Annotated in this window: 18 protein-coding genes and 1 pseudogene; 6 read left to right on the forward strand and 13 right to left on the reverse strand. The window is 71.3% G+C overall.

Annotated features, from left to right (window positions below):
* Window positions 1-45: 45 nt before the first annotated feature.
* The 3 genes from O7615_RS08525 to O7615_RS08535 form a co-directional block, all read right to left on the reverse strand.
* On the reverse strand, window positions 46-978 hold the full coding sequence (locus O7615_RS08525) for a CDP-alcohol phosphatidyltransferase family protein (RefSeq protein WP_278182022.1): 933 nt from the start codon (window positions 976-978) through the stop codon (window positions 46-48).
* 364 nt (window positions 979-1,342) lie between these two features.
* The gene (locus O7615_RS08530; RefSeq protein ID WP_278176833.1) at window positions 1,343-2,245 is read right to left on the reverse strand and encodes an NUDIX domain-containing protein; all 903 of its coding nucleotides are present in this window, start codon (window positions 2,243-2,245) and stop codon (window positions 1,343-1,345) included.
* A gap of 153 nt (window positions 2,246-2,398) precedes the next feature.
* Window positions 2,399-3,349, reverse strand: coding sequence for an NUDIX hydrolase (locus O7615_RS08535; protein ID WP_278176834.1), 951 nt, complete (start codon window positions 3,347-3,349; stop codon window positions 2,399-2,401).
* Window positions 3,350-3,493: 144 nt separating this feature from the next.
* Here O7615_RS08535 and O7615_RS08540 point away from each other — a divergent pair.
* Window positions 3,494-3,850 (forward strand): annotated as a pseudogene (locus tag O7615_RS08540) (PspC domain-containing protein); the annotation flags it as partial.
* Window positions 3,851-4,067: 217 nt separating this feature from the next.
* Here O7615_RS08540 and guaA read toward each other — a convergent pair.
* Window positions 4,068-5,624, reverse strand: a complete 1,557-nt coding sequence (guaA, locus tag O7615_RS08545) for a glutamine-hydrolyzing GMP synthase (RefSeq protein ID WP_278176835.1) — start codon at window positions 5,622-5,624, stop codon at window positions 4,068-4,070.
* A 124-nt stretch (window positions 5,625-5,748) separates the two neighbouring features.
* Here guaA and O7615_RS08550 point away from each other — a divergent pair, with 124 nt between their 5' ends.
* Window positions 5,749-6,027, forward strand: a complete 279-nt coding sequence (locus O7615_RS08550; protein WP_278176836.1) for a hypothetical protein — start codon at window positions 5,749-5,751, stop codon at window positions 6,025-6,027.
* Window positions 6,028-6,031: 4 nt separating this feature from the next.
* The gene (locus O7615_RS08555; protein ID WP_278176837.1) at window positions 6,032-10,648 is read left to right on the forward strand and encodes a caspase family protein; all 4,617 of its coding nucleotides are present in this window, start codon (window positions 6,032-6,034) and stop codon (window positions 10,646-10,648) included.
* A gap of 3 nt (window positions 10,649-10,651) precedes the next feature.
* Here the strand turns inward: O7615_RS08555 and O7615_RS08560 are convergent, their stop codons facing one another.
* Window positions 10,652-12,346, reverse strand: coding sequence for a GMC family oxidoreductase (locus tag O7615_RS08560; protein ID WP_278182023.1), 1,695 nt, complete (start codon window positions 12,344-12,346; stop codon window positions 10,652-10,654).
* A gap of 133 nt (window positions 12,347-12,479) precedes the next feature.
* On the opposite strand from O7615_RS08560, the gene O7615_RS08565 reads away from it, so the two are divergent.
* Entirely contained in the window at window positions 12,480-13,583 is a 1,104-nt protein-coding gene (locus O7615_RS08565) for an LCP family protein (RefSeq protein ID WP_278176839.1), read from the forward strand.
* A 58-nt stretch (window positions 13,584-13,641) separates the two neighbouring features.
* On the opposite strand, the gene O7615_RS08570 is transcribed toward O7615_RS08565, so the two are convergent.
* The 4 genes from O7615_RS08570 to guaB form a co-directional block, all read right to left on the reverse strand.
* Entirely contained in the window at window positions 13,642-15,111 is a 1,470-nt protein-coding gene (locus O7615_RS08570; RefSeq protein WP_278176840.1) for a M1 family metallopeptidase, read from the reverse strand.
* Window positions 15,112-15,285: 174 nt separating this feature from the next.
* Complete coding sequence (locus O7615_RS08575) at window positions 15,286-16,656, reverse strand: M1 family metallopeptidase (protein ID WP_278182024.1); 1,371 nt, start codon at window positions 16,654-16,656, stop codon at window positions 15,286-15,288.
* Window positions 16,657-16,832: 176 nt separating this feature from the next.
* Window positions 16,833-17,951, reverse strand: a complete 1,119-nt coding sequence (locus O7615_RS08580) for a GuaB3 family IMP dehydrogenase-related protein (RefSeq protein WP_278176841.1) — start codon at window positions 17,949-17,951, stop codon at window positions 16,833-16,835.
* Between the two features lie 37 nt (window positions 17,952-17,988).
* A complete protein-coding gene (guaB, locus tag O7615_RS08585) occupies window positions 17,989-19,551 on the reverse strand; it encodes an IMP dehydrogenase (RefSeq protein ID WP_278176842.1) in 1,563 nt (520 codons plus the stop codon).
* A 187-nt stretch (window positions 19,552-19,738) separates the two neighbouring features.
* Here guaB and O7615_RS08590 point away from each other — a divergent pair, with 187 nt between their 5' ends.
* On the forward strand, window positions 19,739-20,143 hold the full coding sequence (locus O7615_RS08590) for a DUF5319 domain-containing protein (RefSeq protein ID WP_278176843.1): 405 nt from the start codon (window positions 19,739-19,741) through the stop codon (window positions 20,141-20,143).
* Window positions 20,144-20,150: 7 nt separating this feature from the next.
* Here the strand turns inward: O7615_RS08590 and O7615_RS08595 are convergent, their stop codons facing one another.
* Entirely contained in the window at window positions 20,151-20,948 is a 798-nt protein-coding gene (locus O7615_RS08595) for a response regulator transcription factor (RefSeq protein ID WP_278176844.1), read from the reverse strand.
* A 254-nt stretch (window positions 20,949-21,202) separates the two neighbouring features.
* Here O7615_RS08595 and O7615_RS08600 point away from each other — a divergent pair, with 254 nt between their 5' ends.
* A complete protein-coding gene (locus O7615_RS08600) occupies window positions 21,203-21,586 on the forward strand; it encodes a WhiB family transcriptional regulator (protein ID WP_278176845.1) in 384 nt (127 codons plus the stop codon).
* 728 nt (window positions 21,587-22,314) lie between these two features.
* On the opposite strand, the gene O7615_RS08605 is transcribed toward O7615_RS08600, so the two are convergent.
* The 3 genes from O7615_RS08605 to groES all read right to left on the reverse strand — a co-directional run bounded on the left by O7615_RS08605 (window position 22,315) and on the right by groES (window position 26,102).
* A complete protein-coding gene (locus O7615_RS08605) occupies window positions 22,315-23,931 on the reverse strand; it encodes a molybdopterin-dependent oxidoreductase (RefSeq protein WP_278176846.1) in 1,617 nt (538 codons plus the stop codon).
* 136 nt (window positions 23,932-24,067) lie between these two features.
* Complete coding sequence (groL, locus tag O7615_RS08610) at window positions 24,068-25,717, reverse strand: chaperonin GroEL (RefSeq protein WP_278176847.1); 1,650 nt, start codon at window positions 25,715-25,717, stop codon at window positions 24,068-24,070.
* 70 nt (window positions 25,718-25,787) lie between these two features.
* Window positions 25,788-26,102, reverse strand: a complete 315-nt coding sequence (gene groES, locus O7615_RS08615; RefSeq protein ID WP_089155197.1) for a co-chaperone GroES — start codon at window positions 26,100-26,102, stop codon at window positions 25,788-25,790.
* Window positions 26,103-26,119 lie beyond the last annotated feature (17 nt).

The raw sequence follows: 26,119 nt of genomic DNA on the forward strand, positions 1-26,119 counted from the left end.
AAGGGGCGCCGCGACGGACCGCGGCGCCCCTTTCGTCGTACGGAATCAGATGACGGTGCGACGCTGGCGCAGCCAGAGCACCGGGCCACTGATCAGATATCCGACCACGATCAGGCCGAAGGTGAGCCGGACGTCGATCAGCGCGCCGACCACCGGAGCGAGCCAGACCCACGGCGGCAGCTTGACCAGCCGGGCGAGCTTGGCGTACGGGAAGCTGCTGACCATGGTGAAGGCGAGCAGCGCCACCCCGGCGATCTGCACCGCCCCCGGCACCGGCATCCCGATCACCACCATCAGGGCGAGCACGGCCGCGGCCATGGTGGTGGGCACCCCGGAGAAGAAGCGTCCGTCCTTGGGCGAGACGTTGAACCGGGCCAGGCGGATGGCGGCGCAGGCCGCGACGAGCGCGGCGGCCACCGCGGCGGCGGCCGTCGGCGCGGAGCCGGCGAGCGAGGCGTAGACCACCACGGGCGCGGCGAGGCCGAAGGAACACATGTCGGCCAGCGAGTCCATCTGGGCGCCGAACGGGCTGGACACCCCGAGCTTGCGGGCCAGCGCGCCGTCCAGGCCGTCGAAGGCAACACAGGCGATGAGGAGGAGCGCGGCGAGCCGCACGTTGCCCTGCATGGCGACGAAGATCGCGTTGATGCCGAGCAGCAGGCTGGCCAGGGTGCAGGCGTTGACCAGGGCGAACTTCATCCGCCTGGCCCTCGTCCGCTCGCCGGGGAGCAGCGGGACGGATGTCGCCTCCGGCTCGGCCGGGGCCGGTGTCAGGGCGACGGGGGCCGACCCGAGCGCGGGGCTGACCGGGGCGATCGTCTCGATCCCCGTGCGAAACCGCTTCAGGCCGTACCGGCGGCGCGGGCGGTCCTGGTACCGGGGCTCGGGCAACACGTCGGTCGCACCGTGCAGTTCCGCACCTCGGCGGCCGACGCGAACCAGCAGGACCTGGCGGGCGAGGGTGCCGCTGCGGCGCAACGGGCCCGTCCAGTTTCGCCCTGCGGGGCGCGGGCTGTCAGTCGTACGACGCCGGCGCCATGGGGCTCTCGGCACGTTTCCTCCATCACCGGATCGACTGGCCGCCACGAAGGCGGGCGTCCGGCTGTCTCGTGCCGGACCTTCCTGGCCCGGCAGCCGTTTTGCGGAGTACACCATCGCACAGGGGGGCGGGGATTGGCGATAGCTGCCGGCTGTACTTATAACTCCCTTAACCGTGCGTACCGCCGTCTTGTTCCCATCCCGGACGCCATCGCCCGTTTTCCGCACCTGACCTGCCTCGACTGTACCGGAGGCCGACTGTGGCGGCTGGGTGCGAACGCGGACCCGCAGCGCCCACCGTGGGTTACGCCGACGGCTCCAGGACTGCGGCGGCGATCTCGGTCAACGGCAGTTTCCGCAGCTCGGAGCGAGCGAACCAGCCGGAACGGGCGGTCGAACCGCCGGCCAGCTCGGTCACTGTCGGTTCGGTCGGGAAGTCGACCGCCACCCGGTAGACGACCCGGATGCCGTGCCAGTCGAGCGGGTAGCCCTCCGGGCCGAGAGCCGCCGGATTGTGCAGGTTGTCCACACCGATCAGCTCGGTGACCCGGCCCAGTTGACCCGACTCCTCGACCAGCTCCCGTAGCAACCCGGTGACGGGCTGTTCGCCATGATCAGTACCGCCGCCGGGCAGATGCCATCGGCCCGCACCCGGATAGCCGTCGGCGATCAACGACAGCAGCACCCGGCCGTCGGGATCGGTCACCACCCCGTACGCCCCGAAGCGCTGCCGCTGGTGGGTGCCGGGCGCGGCGAACGGTGCCCGGCGGCGCAGCGCACCGGGCGACAGCGGAACGACCGGCAGCCCGAGGGCCTCTGCGGTGAACGCCAGCAGCGGCAGCTCGGCCGCCTCGTCCAGGGTCAGCCAGCGGGCCAGGTCGGTGAGGCCGTCACGCTCGGCACGCAACTGTCCGCCCGTCGGCGCCACGTCGAACAGCATCCGGTCGGTGTGCAGGGCAACATCGAGATCGGGGTACGGCACCACATCCGCGACCACCGCCCGCAGCCCGGTCACCTCGACGGTCAGCCCGGTCTGCTCGGTGACCTCGCGGAGCACCGCGTGCGCGGGGTGCTCCGCGTGCGCGAGCCCGCCGCCCGGCAACGACCAGACCCCGGGAAAATCCGCCCGCCCGGAACCCCGCACCAGCAGCACCCTGCCCCCGCCATCCCGCACCACCCCGTACGCCCCCACCCCCCGCACCCGCACCCGCCTCCCACCCCAACCTCCGCGTCGATCTCTCCGCGTCAATCTCCGCGTCGATCATGAAGTTATCGCCCTGTGTCTCGGCGTGTCCCGACAATAACTTCATGATCAACGCGCCGGGGGTGGGGTGGGGGGGTGGGATGGGGTGGGGTGGGGTTAGTTGGTTAGGTGGGCGGCTTGGACGGCTTCGGCGGTTACCTCGGTGAGGCGGTCGGTGGGCAGGGCGCCGAGTTCGTCTCGGGCGAACCAGCGGGCCTCGCAGGTGGAACCGCCGACGTCGCCGACGGTGGGCGGGGCCGGCTGGTCCACCACCACCCGATAGAAGGCGCGCACGCCGTGCCAGTCGATCGGGTAGCCCTCCGGGCCGAGCGAGGCGGCGTCCCGGTGGCTGGCCACCCCGAGCAACCCGATGAGCCGCCCGGTCTGTCCGGTCTCCTCGACCAGTTCCCGGATCAGCGCCGCACCCGGCTGCTCGCCGTAGTCGGTGCCGCCACCGGGCAGGTGCCAGCAGCCCGCGCCCGGGTAGCCGTCGGAGACCCGGGTCAGCAGCACGCGCCCATCCGGGTCGGTGACCACGGCGTACGCGGCGAAGCGCTGCGCCCGGTGCAGCCCGTCCGGGCCGGGTACCGCGTAGAAGGAGGGGAACTCCGGCGCCTCGTCGGGCACGATGTCCGCCGAGGAGGCGGGCAGTCCGAGCGCACGCGCGGTGAACGAGCGCAGCGGCAGCTCCCGTGCCTCGTCCAGGGTGAACCAGCGGGCCAGGTCGGTCGGCCGGTCAACCCGATCGGTGAGCGAGCCACCCCGGACCGAGACCCGGTAGACCAGGCGATCGGTGTGGATGGTGATGCCCCGCTCGGGCAGTGCCCGCATGTCGGCCAGCACGTCGTGCAGGCTGGCGACGGCCACCGACAGGCCGGTCTCGGCGGCGGTCTCGCGGACGACGGTGTGGTGCGGATCCTCGCCATGGTCGACCGCCCCGCCGGGCAGGGACCATGTGCCAGGGGTGCCGGAGCGCTCCGATGCGCGGACCAGCAACACTCGGTCTACGGAATCAGTACAGACTGCGTATGCCGCGATCCTGCGCAGCGGCTCCAGCATGGTGGTCACGGAGGCAAATTCTCCCCGCGACCCGTTACCGGCGCGGAAAAGAGTCGGATTCCTGACTGATCACTCGCCCCTGAGGGCCGGGTCAGGGTATTGATCCGGGCGGTCACCGAGGTCGATACGCTCCGCGACGAGGACCGTGGAGACATGACTTCCACACCTCAGGCCCCGTACAAGCAACTGCGCCGCCCGACCACCGACCGGATGATCGCGGGCGTCGCCAGTGGCCTCGGCCGCTACTTCGCCGTCGACCCCACCCTGATCCGCGTGGCGTTTGCCGTCGTCACGCTGCTGACCGGCGGGATCGCCGCCCTCGCGTACCCGGTCATGTGGTTTCTGATGCCCGAGGAGCCAGCCGGCGCACCCGCCTGGCCGCACGCACCCGCCGGCACCCCGCCGCACGGGCCCGCCGGCGCGCCGCCGCAGCCAGGCGCGCCGACGGGCACCACGCCGCATCCCGCCTGGCCGTTCCCCGGCCCGGCCGGACCGGCGCCGCACGCCGGCCCGCAGGGCGCCCCACCGGCACCGGCCCCTCAGCCGCCCGCACCGCTGACCCCGCCCGGACCCGGACCGGAACCCCGGGCAACGCCGGACCTAGACGCCACCCCGAAGGCCGTGCCCACGCCGGAGCCGGCACCGCGGCCGGCACCTCAGCCGCCGGCCGGGCCGGTGGCGTGAGTCGGCGGCAGCAATGCCGCCGACGCCCCGGAGCGAGCCGGCGTCACTCCCACTCGATGGTGCCCGGGGGCTTGCTGGTGACGTCCAGCACCACCCGGTTCACCTCGGCCACCTCGTTGGTGATCCGGGTGGAGATCCGGGCGATCACGTCGTAGGGCAGTCGGGACCAGTCGGCGGTCATCGCGTCCTCGCTCGAGACCGGGCGCAGCACCACGGGATGCCCGTAGCTGCGCCCGTCGCCCTGTACGCCGACGCTGCGTACGTCGGCCAGCAGCACCACCGGGAGCTGCCACACGTCACGATCCAGGCCGGCCGCACTCAGCTCCTGACGGGCGATGAAGTCGGCCCGGCGGAGCACGTCGAGCCGGTCCCGGTCGACCGCTCCGATGATCCGGATGGCCAGGCCGGGGCCAGGGAACGGGTGCCGCCAGACCATCGCCTCGGGCAGGCCGAGCTGGAGACCGAGCGTCCGGACCTCGTCCTTGAACAGCGTGCGCAGCGGCTCGACCAAGGCGAACTTCAGGTCCTCGGGCAGCCCGCCGACGTTGTGGTGACTCTTGATGTTGGCGGTGCCGGTGCCGCCGCCGGACTCGACCACGTCCGGGTAGAGGGTGCCCTGCACGAGGAACTCGACGTCACCGTGCGAGGCGATCTCCCGGGCGGCCGCCTCGAAGACCCGGATGAACTCCCGCCCGATGATCTTGCGCTTCTGCTCCGGGTCGGTCACTCCGGCCAGCGCGCCGAGGAAGCGGTCGGCCGCGTCGACCACCTTCAGCCTGATGCCGGTGGCCGCGACGTAGTCCTTCTCCACCTGCTCGGCCTCGCCCGCGCGCAGCAGGCCATGGTCGACGAAGACGCAGGTCAGCTGGTCGCCGACGGCCCGGTGCACCAGCGCGGCGGCGACCGCGGAGTCGACCCCGCCGCTCAGCCCGCAGATGACCTCCTTGTCACCGACCTGCTCGCGGATCCGGGCGACCTGCTCGTCAATGATGTTCTCCGGCGTCCAGGTCGGCTCGATCCCGGCGATCTCGTAGAGGAAGCGGGTCAGCATCTCCTGGCCGTGCGCGGTGTGCCCCACCTCGGGGTGGAACTGCACGCCGGCCCGCCGGCCGGTCACGTCCTCGAAGGCGGCGACCGGCGCACCGGCGGACTCGGCGGTCACCGTGAAGCCCTCGGGCGCCTCCGTCACGCAGTCGCCGTGGCTCATCCAGACCGGCAGGTCGGCCGGCAGGTCGCGGAGCAGCACGCCGGGGTCGAGCAGGCGCGGGCGCAGCGGGGTGCCGCCGTACTCCCGGCTGCCGGTGCGCGTCACCGTGCCCCCCAGGGAGCGGGCCATCGCCTGGAACCCGTAGCAGATGCCGAAGACCGGCACGCCCGCGGTGAAGAGCCTGTCGTCGACCTGCGGGGCACCGGGCGCGTAGACGCTGGCCGGGCCGCCGGAGAGGATGATCGCGGCGGGGTCGCGGGCCAGCATCTCGGCCACGGGCATGGTGTGCGGGACGATCTCGGAGTAGACCTTCGCCTCGCGTACCCGGCGCGCGATCAGCTGGGCGTACTGGGCTCCGAAGTCGACCACGAGGACAGGACGCGGCAGGCTCATGTGCAGCAAGCCTACCGACGGTCAGCGCCGGTCCGAGGTCGGGTGGGACGACGAGACCGGACAGATCAGAAACCTCGGCCGTTCTGGCATCGTCGAGGCTGAAATCTTTCACTAGCCTCTATCCGTGGACGCATGGGTACTGGACGAACACAGCAAGGGCCTGATCGACCGTCAGCTAAAGACGATCACTGTCAACGCGGAACGGGTTCGGGCGGCACTCGATGAATTGCAGGTGCTCCTGCCGGACGACCCGGACCGCGCCGACGGCAGTCGGCGCCGTTGGCGGATGGAGGAGGTCGAGCTGACGGTGGAGTTGACCGGCGAAGGCGGCGTGAAACTGCTCGGCAGCGCCACCGTCGGCCTCACCGGCGGTATCCGAGTGCTGTTCAAGCGGGCCGAGTGACGCGATGCGGCGGGCACTGCTGATCGGTGTGGCCCTCTACACCGGCGGCTACAGCGACATCATCGGGCCGGCCGTCATGGCGGACGTCCAGAAGCTCAGACGTGCCCTCGGGGACAGCGGGGTCACCGTGGCACACGAGCTCGTCGCTGTTACCGATGAGCTGAGTTCGGACACCATTCGCTCGTCAATCGCCGAGTTCCTGATCGACAGTGGCGTCGATGACGACCTCATTGTCTACTTCAGCGGGCACGGACGTTACTTCCACGGAATCAGCTACCTGGTGCCGTCCCGTGCCAACCCTCGCCTCCCGGACCAGCACAGCTATCTGGTGCCTGTCCGGTTCGAGGCAGAAATTCAGGCGAGCCCCGCTCGGTCCGTCACGTTCCTCATCGACGCCTGCCGGGACGGCGAGCTCGACGATGGTCCGCACCAGCCCCCCATGCCGTCCAACACCGCGACCACCTTCGTCTTCGCCACTCAGGCCGCGACCCTGGCACACAGCGTGGCGGGCTCCGACGCCTTGAGCGTATTCACCCGGGCGCTCGTGGAACTGCTGCCAAGCCTTCCGCCGGAGGTACGCCTGGCCCGGGCTACCGCGCTCGTTCAAGAACGCATGCGGCACATCTGCGCGCAGGAGGGCTTACCCGCCCAACAGCTGGACGTGGTCAGCAATGTCAATATGAACAGCGCCGCTTTTCCGCTGTTCGCCGCCAGTCCCCCCGTACACGCTGAGGACCGGTGGAACCGGCTGCTCCGCAATGAGCTGCCCGAGATCCTTGCGGAAACGCCGCACGGCCCGCCCGCGCTGCCCCCCGCTGCGGTCGATCGTGTACTCGGTATCGCGGACCAGTTGGAGGCCGAGGCGTCGGCCAGGTCGGTCGTCGGCAGCCCCACGAGTCCATGGCTGCAACCCGGTCTGGTCGACCGGCTCGCCCGTGCCCTACGGGAGCTCGCTCCCACCATCCTCGCCACCCCGCTCGAACGGCTCTTGCTGCTCGGCACGGCGGCAGTGATCGACGCGGCCTTCCGTGGCGCGGAGGTGAGCCTGCTGGCCCAACAGAAATCGTGCTGGTCGATGGAGTGCGTACTCTCTGCCGAGCCTGGGCTGAAGCGGGCCATCCAGCGGGAAGACGACGCCGCGCCCCGGCTCCGGCAATGGGCCGCGCACCTCGCTGCGGTGCGGGAGTGCGCTCTCGACACCACCGGCGATCTCCGCAAGGGCATCGCCGACCTCGTCCGCGCGGTTGAGCCTGACCTTCCGTCGGCCGGCTTCGGCCGCGTCGTGGACTACCTCGTCCACGTGGTGCACTACGCCTTCGATCCGTCCCGCAGTCTCACCGAGTTCGAACCTGTCGAGCTAGAGATCGATCTGGTGTCGGGTCGAGCCGGCGTCAACGGCAGGCGGCTGGCCGCCGCGTTGCAACTGCTCTGGCGTCTGGGTCTCGACACCCGGCTGTTCGAACCGGCCGCCGGCATCCATCTGGTGCACGACGATGTGCCGCTCACCGAGGCATTGTCGGGGCTGCAGGAGTCCCGCTGGCACCGGGTGCAGAATCTCCTGGACCTCAGCCTGTGGACCCGGAGCGCACCGATCGACCTTGCGATCCGACAGCTCATGGTCGAGACGAACGAGATTCTGCTCACGCATCGCCAGCCCGGCGGTCCGCTGCACCAGACCAAGGCGCCACATCTGATCGCCACAAGCCGGCTACAACCCGAACGGGCGTCGTTTCGCCTGCCACATGTGACATTCCGGGTCTCCACCTCGGAAACACAGCACCTCCTGATGGGCACCAATCTCTACCAGGATCCATCACTCGCGGTTCGCGAGCTGTACCAGAACGCCGTCGACGCCTGCCGGTACCGGGAACGCCGGCTCCAGCACCTGTACGGCGACGAGTACGACTGGAGACCGTCGATCAAGTTCCGGGTGGGCGTCGAAGGCGGGCGCCGATTCCTCGAATGCCGGGACAATGGCATCGGGATGTCGCACCACGAGGTGCGGGAGGCATTCGCCAAGGCCGGTCGCCGGTTCCGGGACCTGCCGGAGTTCATCCAGGAGTCAGCCGAGTGGGCCACGGACGGCGGTCCCGAGTTCCAGCCGATCTCGCAGTTCGGCATCGGCGTACTCAGCTACTTCATGATCGCTGACGAATTGGAGATTCGCACCGCCAGGGTCGACCGTCGGCGGGGCCTTCAGCCATCCATCCGGGTCCGTATCCGTGGCGGCTCGGACCTGTTCCAGATCAGCGACGGTGGCCAGGTCGAGCTGACCGGGGGTGGAACGATCGTCCGCCTGTTCCTGAGCCCGCAGGCGCAGGAGTTCGACCTGGCGGCCGCGCTGAACCGGACCGTCCGGGCGCCCACCATTCCGACCCTGTTCGAGGATCGCCAGTGGCACGCCAACCGGCTGTACGAGGAGGACGGCCGTGAGGTCAAGCGATGCTTCAGCGCGCCGGATCTCGGCGTCTTCTTTCACGAGGGCCACGGGGAACTGCTGGTCAACGGTATTCCCACCGAGGATCCACGACGCACCAGGCCTGCCGGCTGCACACTGTCCCTGGGCATGTGGGCGCGGCCGAATCTCAGCGTGGATCGACGCACCCTGCTGGACTACGACAGGGAGGCCGTCAGTGTCCGCCTGCGGCAGGCCGCCACCAGGGTGGGCACCTGGACAGACGCGTCGGGAAACTGGCTACTGAGCCTCTTCGACACGGACATCATTGCGGCCCGCCTGGCCTGGCACGCCTTGCGCGACGTTCCGCTGGCCATGCGCCCGCTTGCCCTGGCGGGCATGCCTGACGACAACGGGATCTACCAGCTCAAGCCCATCGTGTTGGTGCCGGGCCAGGACGGACTACACCGGCAGGATCCGCTGGTGCTACACCGCCGGCCCGACCAGAAGGCTCTCGACGCCGCTCGTTTGGCCGCACTCCTCAGACGCAAGAGCGTCCCGAGCGGGCTCCCCCCGTATGACGATCGGCTCGCGGCCCTCCTCAATGGAAGCCATCGAGTACCCACGGACTTCGCGTTCCCACTACGCCTGCACCACAGGTTCACCGGCGGACCCTACGAATACGCTCTCCAAACCTTCGAACGAGATCGCGCTCTCGGGGAGTTAGTGAACCTCGCGGAGGACCTCGACGTCACGCTAGGGGCGGTCGCGGTCTACGCGTGGGCGTTGGCGCTGGTCGAGAAACCGGCCTCGCTCAGCCTGACGGCCGAGGCCGCCTCGCTCTCGCCGGTCCGCCACGCGGGGTCCTGGCGCACGCTCGCCGGCCCAGGCCGCCGCAACCTCCCGGTGATTCTCCGGGACCTCGCCTTCACGGTCACCTCCGTGGCGCAACTCACCGAGGATGACGAGCCCGAGTGGCCGCTTTCCAGGATCACGCCAGCGGTCGTCTGCCTGCCGCGACCCTTTGCGCAAGAACCCGCTGCAGCGGCTGGGCACGTCGACGAGCTACAGGATTTCGACGACGACGCGGTCGTTACGATTTCTCACGTGCGGGCAGTCGCCAGTCGCATCCTGCACGGCCGTACCGCGTCAGAGAGCCGGCAGTACAGCGACATAACGCCAAATCTCCACGATGCCACACTCCGTGCGCTGTCCCGAGACCGGGACGGGCTGGCGCCCTTCTTCATCGCGCAGGTGCCGGCGGTCAACGTCGCCTTTTCCGCACATGCCGAACGTGCCGAGGGCGGACCTGACTGCGAGCAGATTATGGCCGAACTCGCTGATGCGGGCATCGAGGTGACACCGGTGGTCCACGACTGGGGACCACTGATGAAGGCCATTGAGACATGCCCCCCACTGCTCGCCCGAGTCACGACAGGCGACCCGTTGGAGAGCCTCTTCGAGGACCTCTGGAGCATCGCCGCCCTGTGGGACGAGTTGGACTGGTCTCAGGTGTGTAGGGCCGTCGACCTGTTCATCGACCTGGGCGCCGCGGACACCCGGCTGAGGACGTTGAAGGATTTCGAACGTCTGTCCGAGGGCGACCGGGGCAGGCTGCGACGGCACGCGGAGATCTTGAGCTACCCGTTTCGGAGTCTCGATATCACCGCCTCGACGCTGGTCAGGATCGCGGTCGTCGACCGGTGCACGCTCGGAGAGGCCCGTGCTGCCCTCGACTACTACAGGCCAATGGTCCGCAGCCTAGACCTTCCGGACGCCCTCCCCGACGACCTGGTGGAGAAGACGCCGGGGGCATTGCTACGCGACTACTTCGCCGAACAACCCTGGGGGGAGGTCATTCGCGGCGGAACTCACTGGGCGCTGCGCGCTGTACGCATGTCGGCTGTCACCGGCACACCCCTGCCGGAACTCGCGCGGGAGATCCTGCCGCTGCTGGCCGCCTGCGGCGAAGAGGTTGCACCACTGGACCGCGTCGCGGCGGTCGTCAATCAGGCGATCGCCTTCGACGACCTGCTCGTTCTCGGCACCCAGCAGTTGGTGCCGCCGCCCAATGATCCGGCGGACGTCGCCGCCATGTGTCGTCCCTTCGCGGTCGACCCCGAAGGACTGATCGCGCGAGCAGCGATCTGGCTGAGCCTGCCGCACCTGCGGATGGACGAACGCGACTGGTCGGAAGTGCGGCATCTGCTGGCGGGCGAGGAGTAGGACTCACCACCGCAGCGCGCCGGGGGCGTCCACCGACACGGCCGGCCACAGCGGTGCAATCGGTGACTGGCGGCGGTACGGCTGACCGAGGGGTGGGCGGGGGTCCGGGTCGTTCCTGTTGGGCCAGAGGGACATGGCGCGTTCGGCCTGGGCGGTGATGGTCAGGGAGGGGTTGACGCCGAGGTTGGCCGAGACCGCGGCGCCGTCCACCACGTGCAGGCCGGGGTGGCCGTAGACCCGGTGGTACGGGTCGATCACCCCGTCGGCCGGTGACGCGCCGATGACCGCCCCGCCCAGGATGTGCGCGGTCAGCGGGATGTCGAACGGCTCGGTCAGCGCGCCGCCCGGCGTACCGTCGATCTCCTCCGCCAGTAACCGGGCCGCCCGATTGCCGGCGGGGATCCAGGTCGGGTTGGGGGTGCCGTGGCCGGGAGCGGCGACGAGCCGGCGGCCGAACGGCCCGCGCCGCAGCCCGGTGGCCAGCGAGTTGTCCGCCGACTGCATGACCAGGGCGATGACCGTACGCTCGGACCACCCCCGCACGGAGAGCATCCGGGCGGCCAGGCCGGGCTGCCGGAGCAGCTGCCCGAGCCAGCGACGCAGCCGGTGCGGGCCGCCGTCGACCAGCAGCGACTGGAGCAGGCCCATAGCGTTCGAGCCCCGACCGTAGCGGACCGGCTCGATGTGGGTCTGCGGATCCGGGTGGAACGAGCTGGTGATCGCCACCCCCTCGGTGAAGTCCACCCCCCGCTCGCGGGCTCGCCGGCGCGGCACGGAGGCGCCGAGGATCGCCTCCGAGTTGGTCCGGGTCAGCTCGCCGAGCCGGGCGGAGAGTCCGGGCAGCACGCCGCGCTCCCGCATCTCGTGCAGCAGCCGTTGGGTGCCGAGCGCGCCGGCGGCGACGACCACCTGGTCGGCGTGGATCATCTGCCGGCGGGTACGCAGCCACGCGCCGGTGCGTTCGGTCTGCACCTGGTAGCCGCCGTCGACCGGCCGGACCGAGGTCACCGTGGTCAGCGGGTGCACCCGGGCACCGAGCCGCTCGGCCAGCCAGAGGTAGTTCTTCACCAGCGTGTTCTTCGCCCCGAACCGACAACCGGTCATGCAGGCGCCGCAGTGGTGGCAGCCGGTACGCTCCGGCCCCGCCCCGCCGAAGTACGGGTCGGCGGCCCGCTCCCCCGGGCGCCCGATGTGCACGCCGACCGGGGTGGGGTGGAAGGTGTGCCCCACCCCCATCCGCTCGGCCACCCGCCGCATCGCCCGGTCCGCCCCGGTGACGATCGGGTACGTGGTCGCCCCGAGCATCCGTTTCGCCTGGTCGTAGTGCGGGGCCAGCTCGGCCCGCCAGTCGGTGATGTCCCGCCACTGCGGGTCGGCGTAGAAGGCGTCCAGCGGCTCGTAGAGGGTGTTGGCGTAGACCAGTGAGCCACCGCCCACCCCCGCCCCGGAGAGCACCAGCACCCCGCCGCCGGCCCGCCGGTCGGCCGCCCGGAGCAGCGTGATGCGCTGTAGGCCGAAGCAGCCCAGCCTCGGCGCCCACAGGAACCGCCGCAGCCGCCAGCTGGTCTGCGGGAACTCGTCGTCGGCGAACCGCCGGCCCGCCTCCAGCACGCCGACCGAGTAGCCCTTCTCGGCCAGCCGCAGCGCGGCGACGCTGCCGCCGAAGCCCGACCCGATGACCACCACGTCGTACCGCATGCACGCATCATTACTCGCGAGTAGCTCTCGCGCCAGGAACGGATTGTGGGCGATCATGCTCCGCACCCGACCGGGACGCAACCCCGAGGCCGGCTCACGGCGTTGGATCGGTATCGACAGAAGGAGGCGGGGGATGCTGCTCGGAGGGAACCGGAGACGGTTGACGCTGGTGCTGGCCGGCCTCGTCACGCTGGCGGTGGTGGCGCTGATCGGCGTGGTGGTGGCCCGAACGGTCACCGACAACCGCGCGGCGCCGACCGCCGGCACCACCAACCCGAGCGCGCAGCCGAGCCCGAGCCCTTCCACCCCGCCGCCGGGCGCCGACATCACCGGCCCGCTCAACCTGCTGCTGGTCGGCATCGACACCCGGGTCAGCGTGCCCGGCTGGGAGCCGCACGCCGACGCCGTACTCCTGCTGCACGTGCCCGCCGGGCTGTCCCGGGCGTACCTCTTCTCGCTCCCCCGCGACCTGGTGGTGGACATCCCGGCGTACGAGCCCGCCGGCTATCGCGGCGGGCGGACCAAGCTCACCCACGCGATGAGCTACGGCAGCCGGGTGCCGGACCGGCCGAAGCAGCCGGACCCCGCCCAGGGGTACGAGCTGCTGCGCCAGACGGTCAGCGACTACACCGGCCTGCGCATAGACGCGGGCGCGGTGCTGACCTTCGGCGGCTTCGACGAGTTGGTGGACAGTCTGGGTGGGGTGGACATCCACGTCGATCAGCGCGTGGTGTCGCGGCACCGACAGCCGGACGGCAAGCACCGGGAGCCCGGCCCCGGGGTGGGCGGCTACGTCGGGCCGCAGATGGTCTACGAGCCCGGGGACCGGCACCTCAACGGCTGGCAGGCGCTCGACTACGCCCGCCAGCGCTACCTGCCCGGCGGTGACTACGCCCGGCAGCGGCACCAGCAGCAGCTGATCCGGGCGCTGGTCGGGAAGATCCTCGACGAGGACCTGGCCCGGCAGCCCGAGCGGGTCGAGCAGGTGGTGACGGCCCTCGGCGACACGCTGCTCTACGTGGGCGGACGGCGGATCGTGGACTTCGCGTACGCCCTCGGCACGCTGTCGCCGCAGGCGCTCACGCTGGTCGGCCTGCCCGGCGCGTCGGTGGGCCGGGGCAGCGCCTACCGGGGCGAGGAGCTGACCCAGGTCGGCCGCCGCTTCCTCACCGAGCTACGCGCCGGCCGGGTCGACGCCTTCCTCGCCGACAACCCGAAGCTGAAGGTGCCGAGCTGACCGCTCCACCGCCGGGCGCTCGCAACGCCCCGCCCGGCGGCGGACCGAGACACAGGCCCTAGAGCCGCTTGGGGGCGGCGGGCTTCTTCTTGCCGTAGAGCCAGGCGTCGAAGAGCTTGTCCAGCTGCTTGCCGGAGATCCGCTCCGCCAGCGCCACGAACTCCTCCGTGGTGCCGTTGGCGTCGCGCTTCTCCTGGGCCCAGGTCTTGACGATGTCGAAGAACGCCTTGTCCCCCACGGACACCCGCAGGGCGTGCACCGTCATCGCGCCGCGCTGGTAGACCGACTCGCTGAACATGTTCTTCACCCCGGGCCGGCCCGGCGGGGTCCGCCAGACCTCCGCCGGCACCCGCTGCATCCGGATGTCGAACGCCTCCTTCGCGGTGAACTCGCCACTGTGCTCGGCCCACAGCCACTCGGCGTACGACGAGAGGCCCTCGTTGAGCCAGATGTCCTGCCACCGGCTCAGCGCCACGCTGTTGCCGAACCACTGGTGGGCGACCTCGTGCGCGACGACGTCGGTGTTCTCGCCCCGACGGAAGAAGCCCGCCGAGTAGACCGGCCGAGACTGCGTCTCCAGCGCGTACCGGATCCGCTCGTCCAAGACGACCACACCGCCGTACGCCTCGACCGGGTACGGGCCGAAGACGGTCTCCAGGTAGTCGGCCACCTTGACGGTCTTGGCGATCGAGGCGTCCGCGGCGCCCTTGGACACCTTCGTGGTCACCGCGTGGAACACCGGCCGCCCCTTGTGCGTCCCCTCGGTGAGTCGGAACTTCCCGATCGCCACCATGCTCAGGTAACTGGCCATCGGCGTGTTCTCGGCCCAGCGCCAGGTGGTCCAGCCGCCGGCGCTGGTCTTGCCGCCCGGCACACCGTTGCTGACCGCGGTCAGGCCGTCCGGGACGGTGATCTCGAACCGATAGGTGGCCTTGTCCGACGGGTGGTCGTTGACCGGGAACCAGGTGCTGGCCGACTCGGGCTGGCCGAGCGCGATCGCACCGTCGGAGGTGTGCAGCCAACCGCCCTCGCCGACCACGTGGTTCTTCAGCGCCTTCGGCTTGCCCGCGTACGTGATCTCGGCGGTGAAGTCCCGGCCCGACACCAGGCCCTCGGTCGGGGTGACGACCAGCTCGTTCTTGTCCTGACGATGCGTGGCCGGAGCACCGTCCACGGTGACCGCGCCCACCGTCAGGTGGGCCAGGTCGAGGTTGAACGACGACAGGTCGGCCGTCGCCTTGGCCTGCACCGAAGTGACGCCACTCAGCTGGTCCTTCGCCGGGTCGTAGCGAACCTTCACCGTGTAGGCGGCGACGTCGTAGCCGCCGTTGCCGTAGCCGGGAAAGTAGGCGTCGCCGGCACCCGCGGCGCCCGGCTGGAAGTCCGGTGCCGGCGGCTCGCTCGGCGACACCGATGGCGACGGCGCCGCCGTCTCCTCCGGCGCGGCCGACTCGCAGCCGGTCAGCCCCAGCGCCCCCACCAGCAGCAGAGCCACGCCCCGCCGCAGGTGCACCCGTTCACCCGTCATCGCCTGTCCTCTCCCCGTGGTTCGTGACCGGTCGATCGCCGGCCACCACGACCAGCCCCGATCCGATCGCAGGCGGCAGCCTACCGACGGATGATCACCACGAGAACGTCGATGCGGCGGTGCTGACGCGACATCCCCCGGCCGAGGATGGCCGGGCGGAGGAGGCGGCCGAGGTCAGGGCAGGGCGGGCGGGGCGGTGCCGGTCAGCCAGGTGTCGAAGAACGGACCCAGCGCACGCCCGGAGACCCGCTCGGCCAGGGCGACGAGGTCCGCGGTGGTCGCCGTGCCGTCCCGACGTTCGGTGGTCCACGAACGCAGGATCTCGAAGAAGGCGTCGTCGCCGACGGTACGCCGCAACGCATGCACGGCCAGCGCCCCGCGCTTGTAGACGGCGGTGCCGAACATCTGGCCGGGGCCGGGGTCCAGGGCGGGTCGGGACCAGTCGGTGGCCGCGTACTGGAGCTCGAAGTTGCGTTGGGCGCTGCGTCCGCCGTCGTGTTCCTCCCACAGCCACTCGGCGTAGCTGGCGAAGCCCTCGTTGATCCAGATGTCGCCCCAGCGGGCCAGCGCCACGCTGTTGCCGAACCACTGATGGGCCAGTTCGTGGGCGACCACGCCGTAGTTCGGCTCGCCGTCGCGGAAGAAGCCGGGCCCGTAGACCGGCCGGGACTGCGTCTCCAGCGCGTACCCGATCCGGCCGTCGGCGACCACCACCCCGCCGTACGACTCGAACGGGTACGGCCCGAAGCGGGTCGCCAGGAAGTCGGCGATCTCGCCGGTCCGCGCCAGGGAGGCGGCCTCCGGCCCGGTGGCCGGCCGCCCGGCCGGCACCGCCGTGATCATGGGCTTGCCGGCGTGGTCGCCCGTCTGGACGCGGTAGTCCCCGATCACCAGCGTGGTCAGGTAACTCGCCATCGGCGAACGCTCGGCCCAACGCCAGGTGGTCCAGCCGTCGGCGGTGGTCCGCTCCCCGGGGACTCCGTTGCTGAGCGCGGCGAGCCCGTCGGGAACGGTCACCTCGATGTCGTACGTGGCCTTGTCGGAGGGGTGGTCGTTGACCGGGAACCAGGTCGCCGCCGAGTGCGGCTGGCCGAGCGCGATCGCACCGTCGTCGGTGTGGTGGAACCCGCCGCTGCCCAGCACGCCGTCGCTGATCGGCTCGGGCACGCCCGCGTACGCCACCTCGACGGTGAACCGGCTTCCCGAGCCGAGCCCCTGGCCCGGGGTGACCACCAACTCGCCGGCGTCCTGCCGGTGTCGTGCCGAAGCACCGTCCACGGTGACCGAGCTGACGTCCAGACCGGACAGGTCCAGGTTGAACCGGGACAGCTCCTGGGTCGCCGTCGCGGTGATCTCGGCACGACCGGTGAGCCGGTCGTCGGCCGGGTCGTAGCGCACCCCGAGTCGGTAGTGGACCACGTCGTACCCGCCGTTGCCGCTACCCGGCACGTACGGGTCGGCGAGATCCACGCTGCCCGCCCGATACCCGTCCCGCTGCTCCGCCGCGTCACCGGTGCAGCTGACCACCGCGACCGCGGCCACCACCGCCACCGCCACCGACCGGACACGCCGCCCAAAACCCCCACTCACCTGCCCGAGCCTACCGCCGCCCACCCCGCCGATCATGGAGTTGTGGCGGGTGACAAGCCGGGCGATTGCCGCTGATCCGGGCACCACAAGTCCATGATCGGCGCGTTGGAGGGTGAGGGTGGAGGTGGGTGTTAGCGGTCGAGGATGAGGCTTACCTTCTGGAACTCCTTGAGGTCGCGGTAGCCGCACTTGGCCATCGCGCGGCGCAGGCCGCCGAAGAGGTTCAGCTGGCCGTCGGGCTCGTCGGCGGGGCCGAAGAGGAGGCGCTCCATCGAGCCGAGGGGTTCGCCGGCCGCCTCGAACGCGCCCCGGGGCAGCGACGGGTGACTGGCCGCCGAGTGCCACCACGCCCCGCCGGCCGGCGCCTCCTCGCACAACGAGAGCGGCTCGCCGAGCATCACCGCGTCCGCACCGCAGCCCAGCGCCTTGGCGATGTCGCCGGAGGTCCGGATGTCGCCGTCGGCGATCAGGTGCACGTGCCGCCCGCCGGTCTCGTCGAGGTAGTCCCGCCGGGCCGCGGCGGCGTCGGCGATCGCGGTGGCCATCGGCACCCGGATGCCGAGCACCGACTCGGTGGTGGACCACTCGTCCCCGCCGATCCCGACGATCACGCCGGCCGCGCCCGTCCGCATCAGGTGCAGCGCCGTCTTGTAGTCGGTGCAGCCCCCGACGATGACCGGCAGGTCGAGGTCGGCGATGAACTCCTTGAGGTTGAGCGGCTCGTCGGTGGTCGAGACGTGCTCGGCCGAGACGATGGTGCCCTGGATGACCAGGATGTCGACGCCCGCGTCGAGGATGACCGGGGCCAGCGCCAGGGTGTGCTGCGGGGAGACCCGTACGGCCACCGTGCCGCCACCGTCGCGCAGCTCACGGACCCGCTCGGTGATCAGATCCGGCCGAATCGGCTCGGCGTACACCTCCTGGAGCCGCTTGGTCGTCCGGGCCTCCTCGTCCAGGCCGGCGAGTTCCTCCAGCACCTTGGTCGGGTTCTCGTAGCGGGTCCAGAGCCCTTCGACGTTGAGCACGCCGAGACCGCCGAGCTGGCCGAGCCGGACGGCCGAGGCCGGGCTCATCGTCGCGTCGGAGGGGTGCCCGACGCAGGGGATGCCGAACTGGTACGCGTCGAGCTGCCACCCGGTGGACACGTCGTCGACGTCCCGGGTACGGCGAGACGGCACGATCGCGATGTCGTCCAGGTGGTAGCCGCGCTGCGCGGTCTTGCCCAGCCCGATCTCGACGACGTCACGCATGGGGCACTCCAGGTGTGTTCGGGGGTGGTGGGAGGGGTCAGCGGGTGTGGTAGTTGGGGGCTTCGACGGTCATCTGGATGTCGTGCGGGTGGCTCTCCTTGAGCCCGGCCGCGGTGATCCGGATGAGCTGACCACGCTGGTGCAGCTCGGGGATGCTCTCCGCGCCCGCGTACCCCATCGCCAGCCGGAGGCCGCCGACCAGTTGGTGGGCCACCCGGGCCAGCGGCCCACGGTACGGCACCTGGCCCTCGACGCCCTCCGGGACCAGCTTCTCGTCGCTGGTCACGTCCTGCTGGAAGTAGCGGTCCTTCGAGTACGACTTGGCCTGCCCCCGGGACTGCATCGCACCGAGCGACCCCATGCCGCGGTACGCCTTGAACTGCTTGCCGTTCACAAAGATCAACTCACCGGGGCTCTCCTCGCAGCCGGCCAGCAGGCTGCCGAGCATCACCGTGTCGGCGCCCGCGACCAGCGCCTTGGCGATGTCGCCGGAGTATTGGATGCCGCCGTCACCGATCACCGGCACGCCGGCCGGGCGCGCCGCCCGGGTGGCCTCCATGATCGCGGTGATCTGCGGCACGCCGACGCCCGCCACGATCCGGGTGGTGCAGATGGCACCCGGGCCCACGCCGACCTTCACCCCGTCCGCGCCGGCGTCGACCAGGGCCTTCGCGCCGGCGTAGGTGGCCACGTTGCCGCCGACGATGTCGATGCCGACGTCCTTCTTGAGCCGGCCGACCATCTCCAGCACCGCCCGCTGGTGACCGTGGGCGGTGTCCACGATGATCACGTCGACGCCGGCGTCAACGAGTGCGCGGGCCCGCTTGTACGCGTCCTCACCGACACCGATCGCCGCCGCCACCCGCAGCCGGCCCTCGTCGTCCTTGGTGGCGAGCGGGTACTGCTCGCTCTTGGTGAAGTCCTTGACGGTGATCAGCCCGCGCAGCTTTCCGGCGCCGTCGACGATCGGCAGCTTCTCGACCTTGTGCTGGCGCAGCAGGCCGAGCGCCTCGTCCTTGCCCACCCCCACGGGGGCGGTGACCAGCGGCGCGTGGGTCATGATCTCGCGGACCGGGGTGGCCGGGTCGGAGACGAAGCGCATGTCCCGGTTGGTGACGATGCCCACGAGCTGCCCCTCGGCGTCGACCACCGGCACACCGGAGATGCGGTAGCGCCCGCAGAGCTGGTCGACCTCGCGCAGCGTGTCATCCGGACTGGCGGTCACCGGATTGGTGATCATGCCGGACTCGGAGCGCTTGACCAGGTCGACCTGAAGGGCCTGGTCCTCCACGGAGAGGTTGCGGTGCAGCACGCCGATGCCACCCTGCCGGGCCATCGCGATCGCCATCCGCGCCTCGGTGACCGTGTCCATCGCGCTGGACAGCAGCGGGATGGAGAGCGAGACGTTGCGGGTCAGCCGGGTGACGGTGTTCACCCGGCTCGGCACCACGTCGGACTCGCCCGGCTGGAGCAACACGTCGTCGAAGGTCAGCCCCAGCGGCACCACCCGGGCCGAGCCGGCGGGCAGCTCGGGCAGATGGCCCCCCAGCTCGCCACCCTCGAAGCCGGCGGAAAGGTTGGTACGGGGCGAATTCTCCACGATTGCTCTCCTGAGCTTCTCGAACTGGGCTTCAGCGAGGTGGCACGGTGGGCGCCGGCGAGCGCCGGGCGAAGGGTGCGTCGGTGTCATCGTACCCATTGGCCCGGGTGGCACCGGCTCCGGCGGCGCCGGTCGGCTTGCGCGACAGGGACGGGCGCCGGCGGTGGCTTGGGTCTACGGTGAGGGGGTGCAGGACGACCCCATCGACCCGTTCACCGGCGACCCGACCGATCCGGCGGCCGACCTGGGTGACGCAGGCGGCGACGCGCCGCTCGATCCCCTGACCGACGTGGAACGCCAGGACGTGCTGGAGGACCTCGCCGACCTGGAGATCTACCAGGCACTGCTCGCGCCGATCGGCGTACGCGGGCTCGTCATCGAATGCGAGGACTGCCGGGAGCCGCACTACTTCGACTGGGATCTGCTCCGGGGCAACCTGCGTCACCTGCTCAGCTCCGGGAGCCCTCGGGTGCACGAGCCGGCCTACGACCCCGATCCCGACCACTACGTCACCTGGGACTACGCCCGGGGTTACGCCGACGGCGTGCACGACACCCTCAGCGAGGGCACCGAGGACGAGCCCGGCAACTGACCGGCTCTCAGGCAACCAGCCCGGCCCGGAAGCCGGCGGCCACCGCGTGTGCCCGGTCGCGGGCGCCCAGCTTGCGGAACAGCCGCCGGGCATGGGTCTTCACGGTGTCCTCGGAGACGAACAACTCCCGGCCGATCTCGGCGTTGCTCTTGCCCTCGGCCATGCCGAGCAGCACCTGCAACTCCCGCTCGGTGAGGCCGATCGCGGACCGGTCGGGTCGGGGCGTCGACGACTTGCCCGGCTCGGCCTCGGCACCCGCCTCGGCGGGGTCGTCGCCGCGCTGCGCCGGCACCATCGCCGGCCCGCCCGCGGCATCCGCCGCCGGCCAGGACTGCGCGGCCTCGCCGCCGGTGCGGCCACCGGGCGTTTGCCGTGCCGGGCTGCCGACGGCCGCGGCGTCCCGGGCCGGGTCCGCGATCCGGTGCCGGCTGGCCCGGCCCGGCGCGGCCAGCAGCAGCAGCGCCTTGGCGACCGCGCTGGTCAGATCGTGGTCAACGCCCTGGATCAGCCCACGGGCCCCGGCGCTGATGGTCGCCGCCGCCGCCTCGGACTCCTCCGTACCGAGCAACAGGACCGCGGCCTGCGGCGCGCGGGCCAGCACCCGGCGGACGAAGCCGGCGCTGTCGGGGCGGGTGAGCGCGGTGTCGGCGAGCACCACGTCGGCGGGGCGCTCGGCCAGCCGCAGCATCACCTCGGGGTCGGAGACCGCCGTCCGGACGGCACCGGACAACCCCAGCCGCGCTGCCGCGGAGGTCAAGTGCTGCGCCGCGAGCGGCGTTCGAACGCACACAAGAACGGTACGCAATGGCATCTCCTCTCCGCACACGAGCAGACCACGGCCGGATGCGATCGGGAGGAGGTTCCCGGCAATCCTCCCAACTTTTCCGACAGATGGCACATATGCCACAAGTCGCCAGATGTTCTGGATCAAAGACGTGTGAGTGGTGAGGCGCACGGGTACGGGAGGTGCCAGGCCGGGAACGGTGCGCCTGCGCGGCCCGCCGCCCGGACAGCCGGCCACGAAGCATCTCGCGGTGCCGCGCGAGAGGAGGGGTGCTGATGTCGAACGTACGTAGACTGCCCGGACCCATCATCGACCTCTGGGATTGGCAGCGGCTCGGTGCCTGCCGAGGCCGCGACAGCGCCCAGTTCTTCCACCCCGACGGCGAGCGGGGCTCGTCCCGGCTGCGCCGGGAGTCCTCTGCCAAGGCCGTCTGCCGCACCTGCCCGGTCCGCGCCGAGTGCGCCGCGCACGCCCTGTCGGTCCGGGAACCGTACGGCGTCTGGGGTGGCTTCAGCGAATCCGAGCGGCTGCGGCTGCTCGCGGTCGGTTGGGAGGACCTGGCCGACCGCCGACAGACCCGGGTCGACGTCAACCGGCTGGAGGCCCGGCTGGGCAGCTCCCACCGGTCGACGCTGCCCGCCCAGCGCAACGTCGCCTAGCGCAACGTCGCCTGACGTACGCCACCGACGCCGCGTCCCCGCTGACCGGGGACGCGGCGTCTCGGCGAGGTCGGCGCGATTCGGTACCTCCTCCTGGACACCGCGCTGCTCTCCGCCGCTTGCCCTCCGGTCTCCGGCACTGCTCTCCGGCCCCGGATGCTTGTCTCCGACCGCCCCTGTCGAGCTGAGCCGTTTGCGCTATCACGCTCCCTCACGGCTTCGGTGGCGAGGCAGTCCCGCAGGCACCTCACCAACCCGGGTGCCGCCGCCGGGTGAAGCTCAGCCGGGTGAAACTCAGCCGACGTTGACACCCGGCTCGTCGCCCGGCTGTTCACCCGCGCCGAGCGAATGCGGGCTGGGCCGCCCTGGGCCGCCCCACCGACGCAACTGGCCGCCGCGATCCGTCTGCGCCATCAGCTCGACAGCGCCCACACACCAACTCCGGCGCCGCCGATCGCCACCACCCACGGCGCCGCCGTTCCCCGCGACCGATCGCGCCACCAGCGCAACGCGCCGCACCACCAACCCCAACGCGACTGGCCGCCGCGATCCGTCTACGCCATCAGCTCGACAGCGCCCACGCCAGCTATACCCGGCCAGCTCGCTGCCAGAGCCGCGCAGCCGGCGGAGCGGCTTTGGCCACCACCACCCGCGGCACAGGCGGGCGGCGGGTGGTAGTGGCCGGGCCGGACAGTCACCAGCGCCCGGAGCCCGGTCGGCGGAGCGGGTCAGGTGACGGTGAGCGTGACGGTGTGCCAGCCGGTCGCCCCGTCGGGCGCGACGTCGCGCAGCTCGCCGGTCTGCGGCTCACCGGTGCTGTCCGTGGCCCGGACCTGGAGGATGTGCTTGCCGGGGGTGGCCGCCCACTGCCAGGACCACTGCACCCAGGTGTCCACCGAGACCGCCGACGCCAGCTCCGCCTCCTGCCAGGGCCCGCCGTCGACGCGTACCTCGACGCGCTCGATGCCCCGGTGCTGCGCCCAGGCGACCCCGGCGACCGTGACCGGGCCGGCGGCCGGGCGGTTGCGGGGGCGGGGCGTGTCGATCCTCGACTGCGTCTTCACCGGCCCCTGCGCCGACCAGCCTCGGGGCACCCAGTACGCGTCGAAGTCGGCGAAGCTGGTCAACTCCAGCTCGGTGATCCACTTGCACGCCGACACGTAGCCGTACAGGCCGGGCACCACCATGCGGGCGGGAAAGCCGTGCACCACCGGCAGCGGCTCGCCGTTCATGCCGACGGCGAGCAGGGCGTCCCGCCCGTCGCGCAGCACTTCGGTCGGGGTGCCGCAGGTCCAGCCGTCGACCGAGCGCCCGACCACCTGGTCGGCACCGTCGAGCGGCGCCACCTCGTCGAGCAGTTCCCGGATCGGTACGCCGAGCCAGCGGGCGTTGCCGATCAGGTCGCCGCCGACCTCGTTGGAGACGCAGGCGAGGGTCACGTACCGCTCCACCATCGGCCGGGCGAGCAGGTCGGCATAGCTCAACGTGACCGGGTTGCGGACCCGGCCGTGGATCCGCAGCCGCCAGGTTTCCGGATCGACCTGCGGCGCCACCAGCGCGGTGTCGATCCGGTAGAAGCCCGTGTTCGCGGTGACGTAACTGGCCAGCCCTGGCACCGCCAGCTCGGCGCCGGCCGGCACCGGCCGCGCGGTGGAGGCCGGTGCCGGCAGCGTGATCGCGTCGCGGGCGGCCGAGACTCCCCGCCGGCCGGCCAGCCACCGCCCGGCGACGCCCCCGACGGCGGCCACGCCGAGCACGGTGCCGACACCGGTCAGGAACCGCCGCCGCGAGTCCGGGTCGACCGACCGGCCCGGCTCCGGCTCGCGCCGGTCGTCGCCGGGCCGCTCGACGACCGCGTCGGCCGGCGGACCGGGGGCGGCGGGGGTGGGTGGGGACCAGGGCCAGGGATCCAGCTCCAGCGGGCCGGCGACGAACGCCCACAGCACCACGCCGCCGACCACCGCCCCGAGCAGCGACGGCAGCGCATCGGCGGCGTCCGCGCCCGCCCGGGTCAGCGCCGCCGCCGTGCCGAGCGCGGCGAAGGCGGCGACGCCGGCCAGGCCCACCACCAGCCGGCGGGCGGCCAGCATCCCCAGCAGGGCGGCGAAGACGCCGAGCAGCAGCGCCGTCCCGACCAGCAGAGCGATCTTGTCGTACGTGCCGAACAGTGCGATGCCGAGCCGCTTGACCGGCTCCGGGGCGGTGTCCACGACGAGGCCACCGACCGCGACGAGCGGGGACGATCGGGGGCCGGTCAGGGCCGCCACCAGTTCGGCGGCGCCGAGGGCCGCAGCGGCGGCGGCGATGCCGGCCAGGGCGGAGTACCGGGGTGTCGTGCTGCTCACCGGCCCAGTGTTTCCGACCGGGAGGCCCGTCCGGTAGTCACCTCGGCGGTGGGTGGTCCCGCCGGTCACGGACCGGATACGCGCCTGGGGCGCACCGTCGTCGACGATGCGCCCCAGGTCCCGGGTACGGCAGGGGTCAGAAGCCCGGGCCGTGCTGGTGGCCGTGACCGTGGCCGTGCGAGTGGCCGTGGCCGCCCGCGGCGGGCTCCGGCTCCGCCGGCTTCTCCACCACCAGGCTCTCGGTGGTGAGCAGCAGACCGGCGATCGATGCGGCGTTGGTCACCGCGTTGCGGGTCACCTTGACCGGGTCGATGATGCCGGCCCTGGTCAGGTCGACGTACTCGCCGACGGCGGCGTCGAGGCCATTGCCCCACTCGGCGGCGACGACCTTCTGCACGACGACGTAGCCGTCGTGGCCGGCGTTCTGGGCGATCCAGCGCAGCGGCTCGACCAGCGCCTTGCGCACGATCGACACGCCGACCTTCTCGTCACCGGTGAAGCCGAGGTCGTCGTCGAGCACCGGCAGGATCTGCGCCAGGGCGGCACCGCCGCCAGGCACCGTACCCTCCTCGACCGCGGCCTTGGTCGCCGCGATGGCGTCCTCGATGCGGTGCTTGCGCTCCTTCATCTCGACCTCGGTGGCCGCGCCGACCTTGACCACCGCGATGCCGCCGGAGAGCTTGGCCAGCCGCTCGGCGAGCTTCTCCCGGTCCCACTCGGAGTCGGAGGCCTCGATCTCCTTGCGGATCTGGGCGACCCGGTCGGTGACCTCGCTGGCCTGGCCGCCACCGTCGACGACGGTGGTGGTCTCCTTGTCGACCACGATGCGCCGGGCGCTGCCCAGCACCTCCAGGCCGACCTGGTCGAGCTTGTAGCCCAGCTCGGGGGCGACCAACTCGGCGCCGGTGAGGATCGCCATGTCCTGGAGCATCGCCTTACGGCGGTCACCGAAGCCGGGAGCCTTGACCGCGCAGACCTTGAGGGTCTTGCGGATCGCGTTGACCACCAGGGTGGACAGCGCCTGGCCCTCGACGTCCTCGGCGATGATCAGCAGCGGCTTGTTGTTCTGGAGGACCTTCTCCAGCAGCGGCAGCAGCTCCTCGATCGCCGAGATCTTCTGCGTGGTGATCAGGACGTACGCGTCCTCCAGGACCGACTCCTGCGCCTCCGCGTCGGTGACGAAGTTCGGCGAGATGAAGCCCTTGTCGAACTGGAGGCCCTCGGTGACGTCCAGCTCGGTCTGCAGGGCCGAACCCTCCTCGACGGTGATCACACCGTCGCGGCCGACCTTCTCCATCGCCTCGGCGATCAGCTCGCCGATCGTGGCGTCCTGCGCGGAGATCGTCGCGACGTGCGCGACCGACTTCTTGTCGGAGACCTCGACGGCCTTGCCGAGCAGCGCCTCGGAGACCTTGGCGGAGGCGGCGTCGATGCCCCGCTTGAGGCCGGCCGGGTTGGCACCCGCCGTGACGTTGCGCAGGCCCTCGCGGACCATGGCCTGGGCCAGCACGGTCGCGGTGGTGGTCCCGTCGCCGGCGACGTCGTTGGTCTTGGTCGCCACCTCCTTGACCAGCTGCGCGCCGAGGTTCTCGTACGGGTTGGTGAGCTCGATCTCCTTGGCGATGGTCACGCCATCGTTGGTGATCGTCGGCACACCGAATTTCTTGTCCAGGACGACGTTGCGCCCGCGCGGCCCGAGGGTGACCTTGACCGCGTCCGCGAGCGCGTTGACACCGTGTTCCAGCTGGTGCCGGGCGTCGTCCGAGAAGCTCAGGATCTTCGCCATGAATGTCCCTTCGAAGCGTCGTTGCCCCGGCCCGGCGAGCCGGACCGGGGCAACGACACTGATCGGTTGCTTACTTCTCGATGACCGCGAGGACGTCGCGGGCGGAGAGCACCAGGTACTCCTCGCCGGCGTACTTGACCTCGGTGCCGCCGTACTTCGAGTAGAGGACGGTGTCGCCGACGGAAACGTCGATCGGCACGCGGTTGCCCTTGTCGTCGATCCGGCCCGGGCCGACAGCGAGGACGGTGCCCTCCTGCGGCTTCTCCTTGGCGGTGTCGGGAATCACGATGCCCGACGCCGTGGTGGTCTCAGCCTCGTTCGCCTGGACCACGATGCGGTCCTCGAGCGGCTTGATCGCAACCTTGGTCGCGGTAGTCACGGGCATACCCTCCTGGGGTACTT

The sequence above is a fragment of the Micromonospora sp. WMMD1082 genome (assembly GCF_029626175.1).
Lineage (GTDB): Bacteria > Actinomycetota > Actinomycetes > Mycobacteriales > Micromonosporaceae > Micromonospora.

Bases quoted from the DNA above. Each gene is read 5' to 3' on its own strand.
- O7615_RS08570 (WP_278176840.1), bottom strand. From the start codon at position 15,111: ATGACGGGTGAACGGGTGCACCTGCGGCGGGGCGTGGCTCTGCTGCTG.
- O7615_RS08580 (WP_278176841.1), bottom strand. From the start codon at position 17,951: ATGCGTGACGTCGTCGAGATCGGGCTGGGCAAGACCGCGCAGCGCGGC.
- O7615_RS08555 (WP_278176837.1), top strand. From the start codon at position 6,032: ATGCGGCGGGCACTGCTGATCGGTGTGGCCCTCTACACCGGCGGCTAC.
- O7615_RS08600 (WP_278176845.1), top strand. From the start codon at position 21,203: ATGTCGAACGTACGTAGACTGCCCGGACCCATCATCGACCTCTGGGAT.
- groES (WP_089155197.1), bottom strand. From the start codon at position 26,102: ATGCCCGTGACTACCGCGACCAAGGTTGCGATCAAGCCGCTCGAGGAC.
- O7615_RS08560 (WP_278182023.1), bottom strand. From the start codon at position 12,346: ATGCGGTACGACGTGGTGGTCATCGGGTCGGGCTTCGGCGGCAGCGTC.
- O7615_RS08565 (WP_278176839.1), top strand. From the start codon at position 12,480: ATGCTGCTCGGAGGGAACCGGAGACGGTTGACGCTGGTGCTGGCCGGC.
- guaA (WP_278176835.1), bottom strand. From the start codon at position 5,624: ATGAGCCTGCCGCGTCCTGTCCTCGTGGTCGACTTCGGAGCCCAGTAC.
- groL (WP_278176847.1), bottom strand. From the start codon at position 25,717: ATGGCGAAGATCCTGAGCTTCTCGGACGACGCCCGGCACCAGCTGGAA.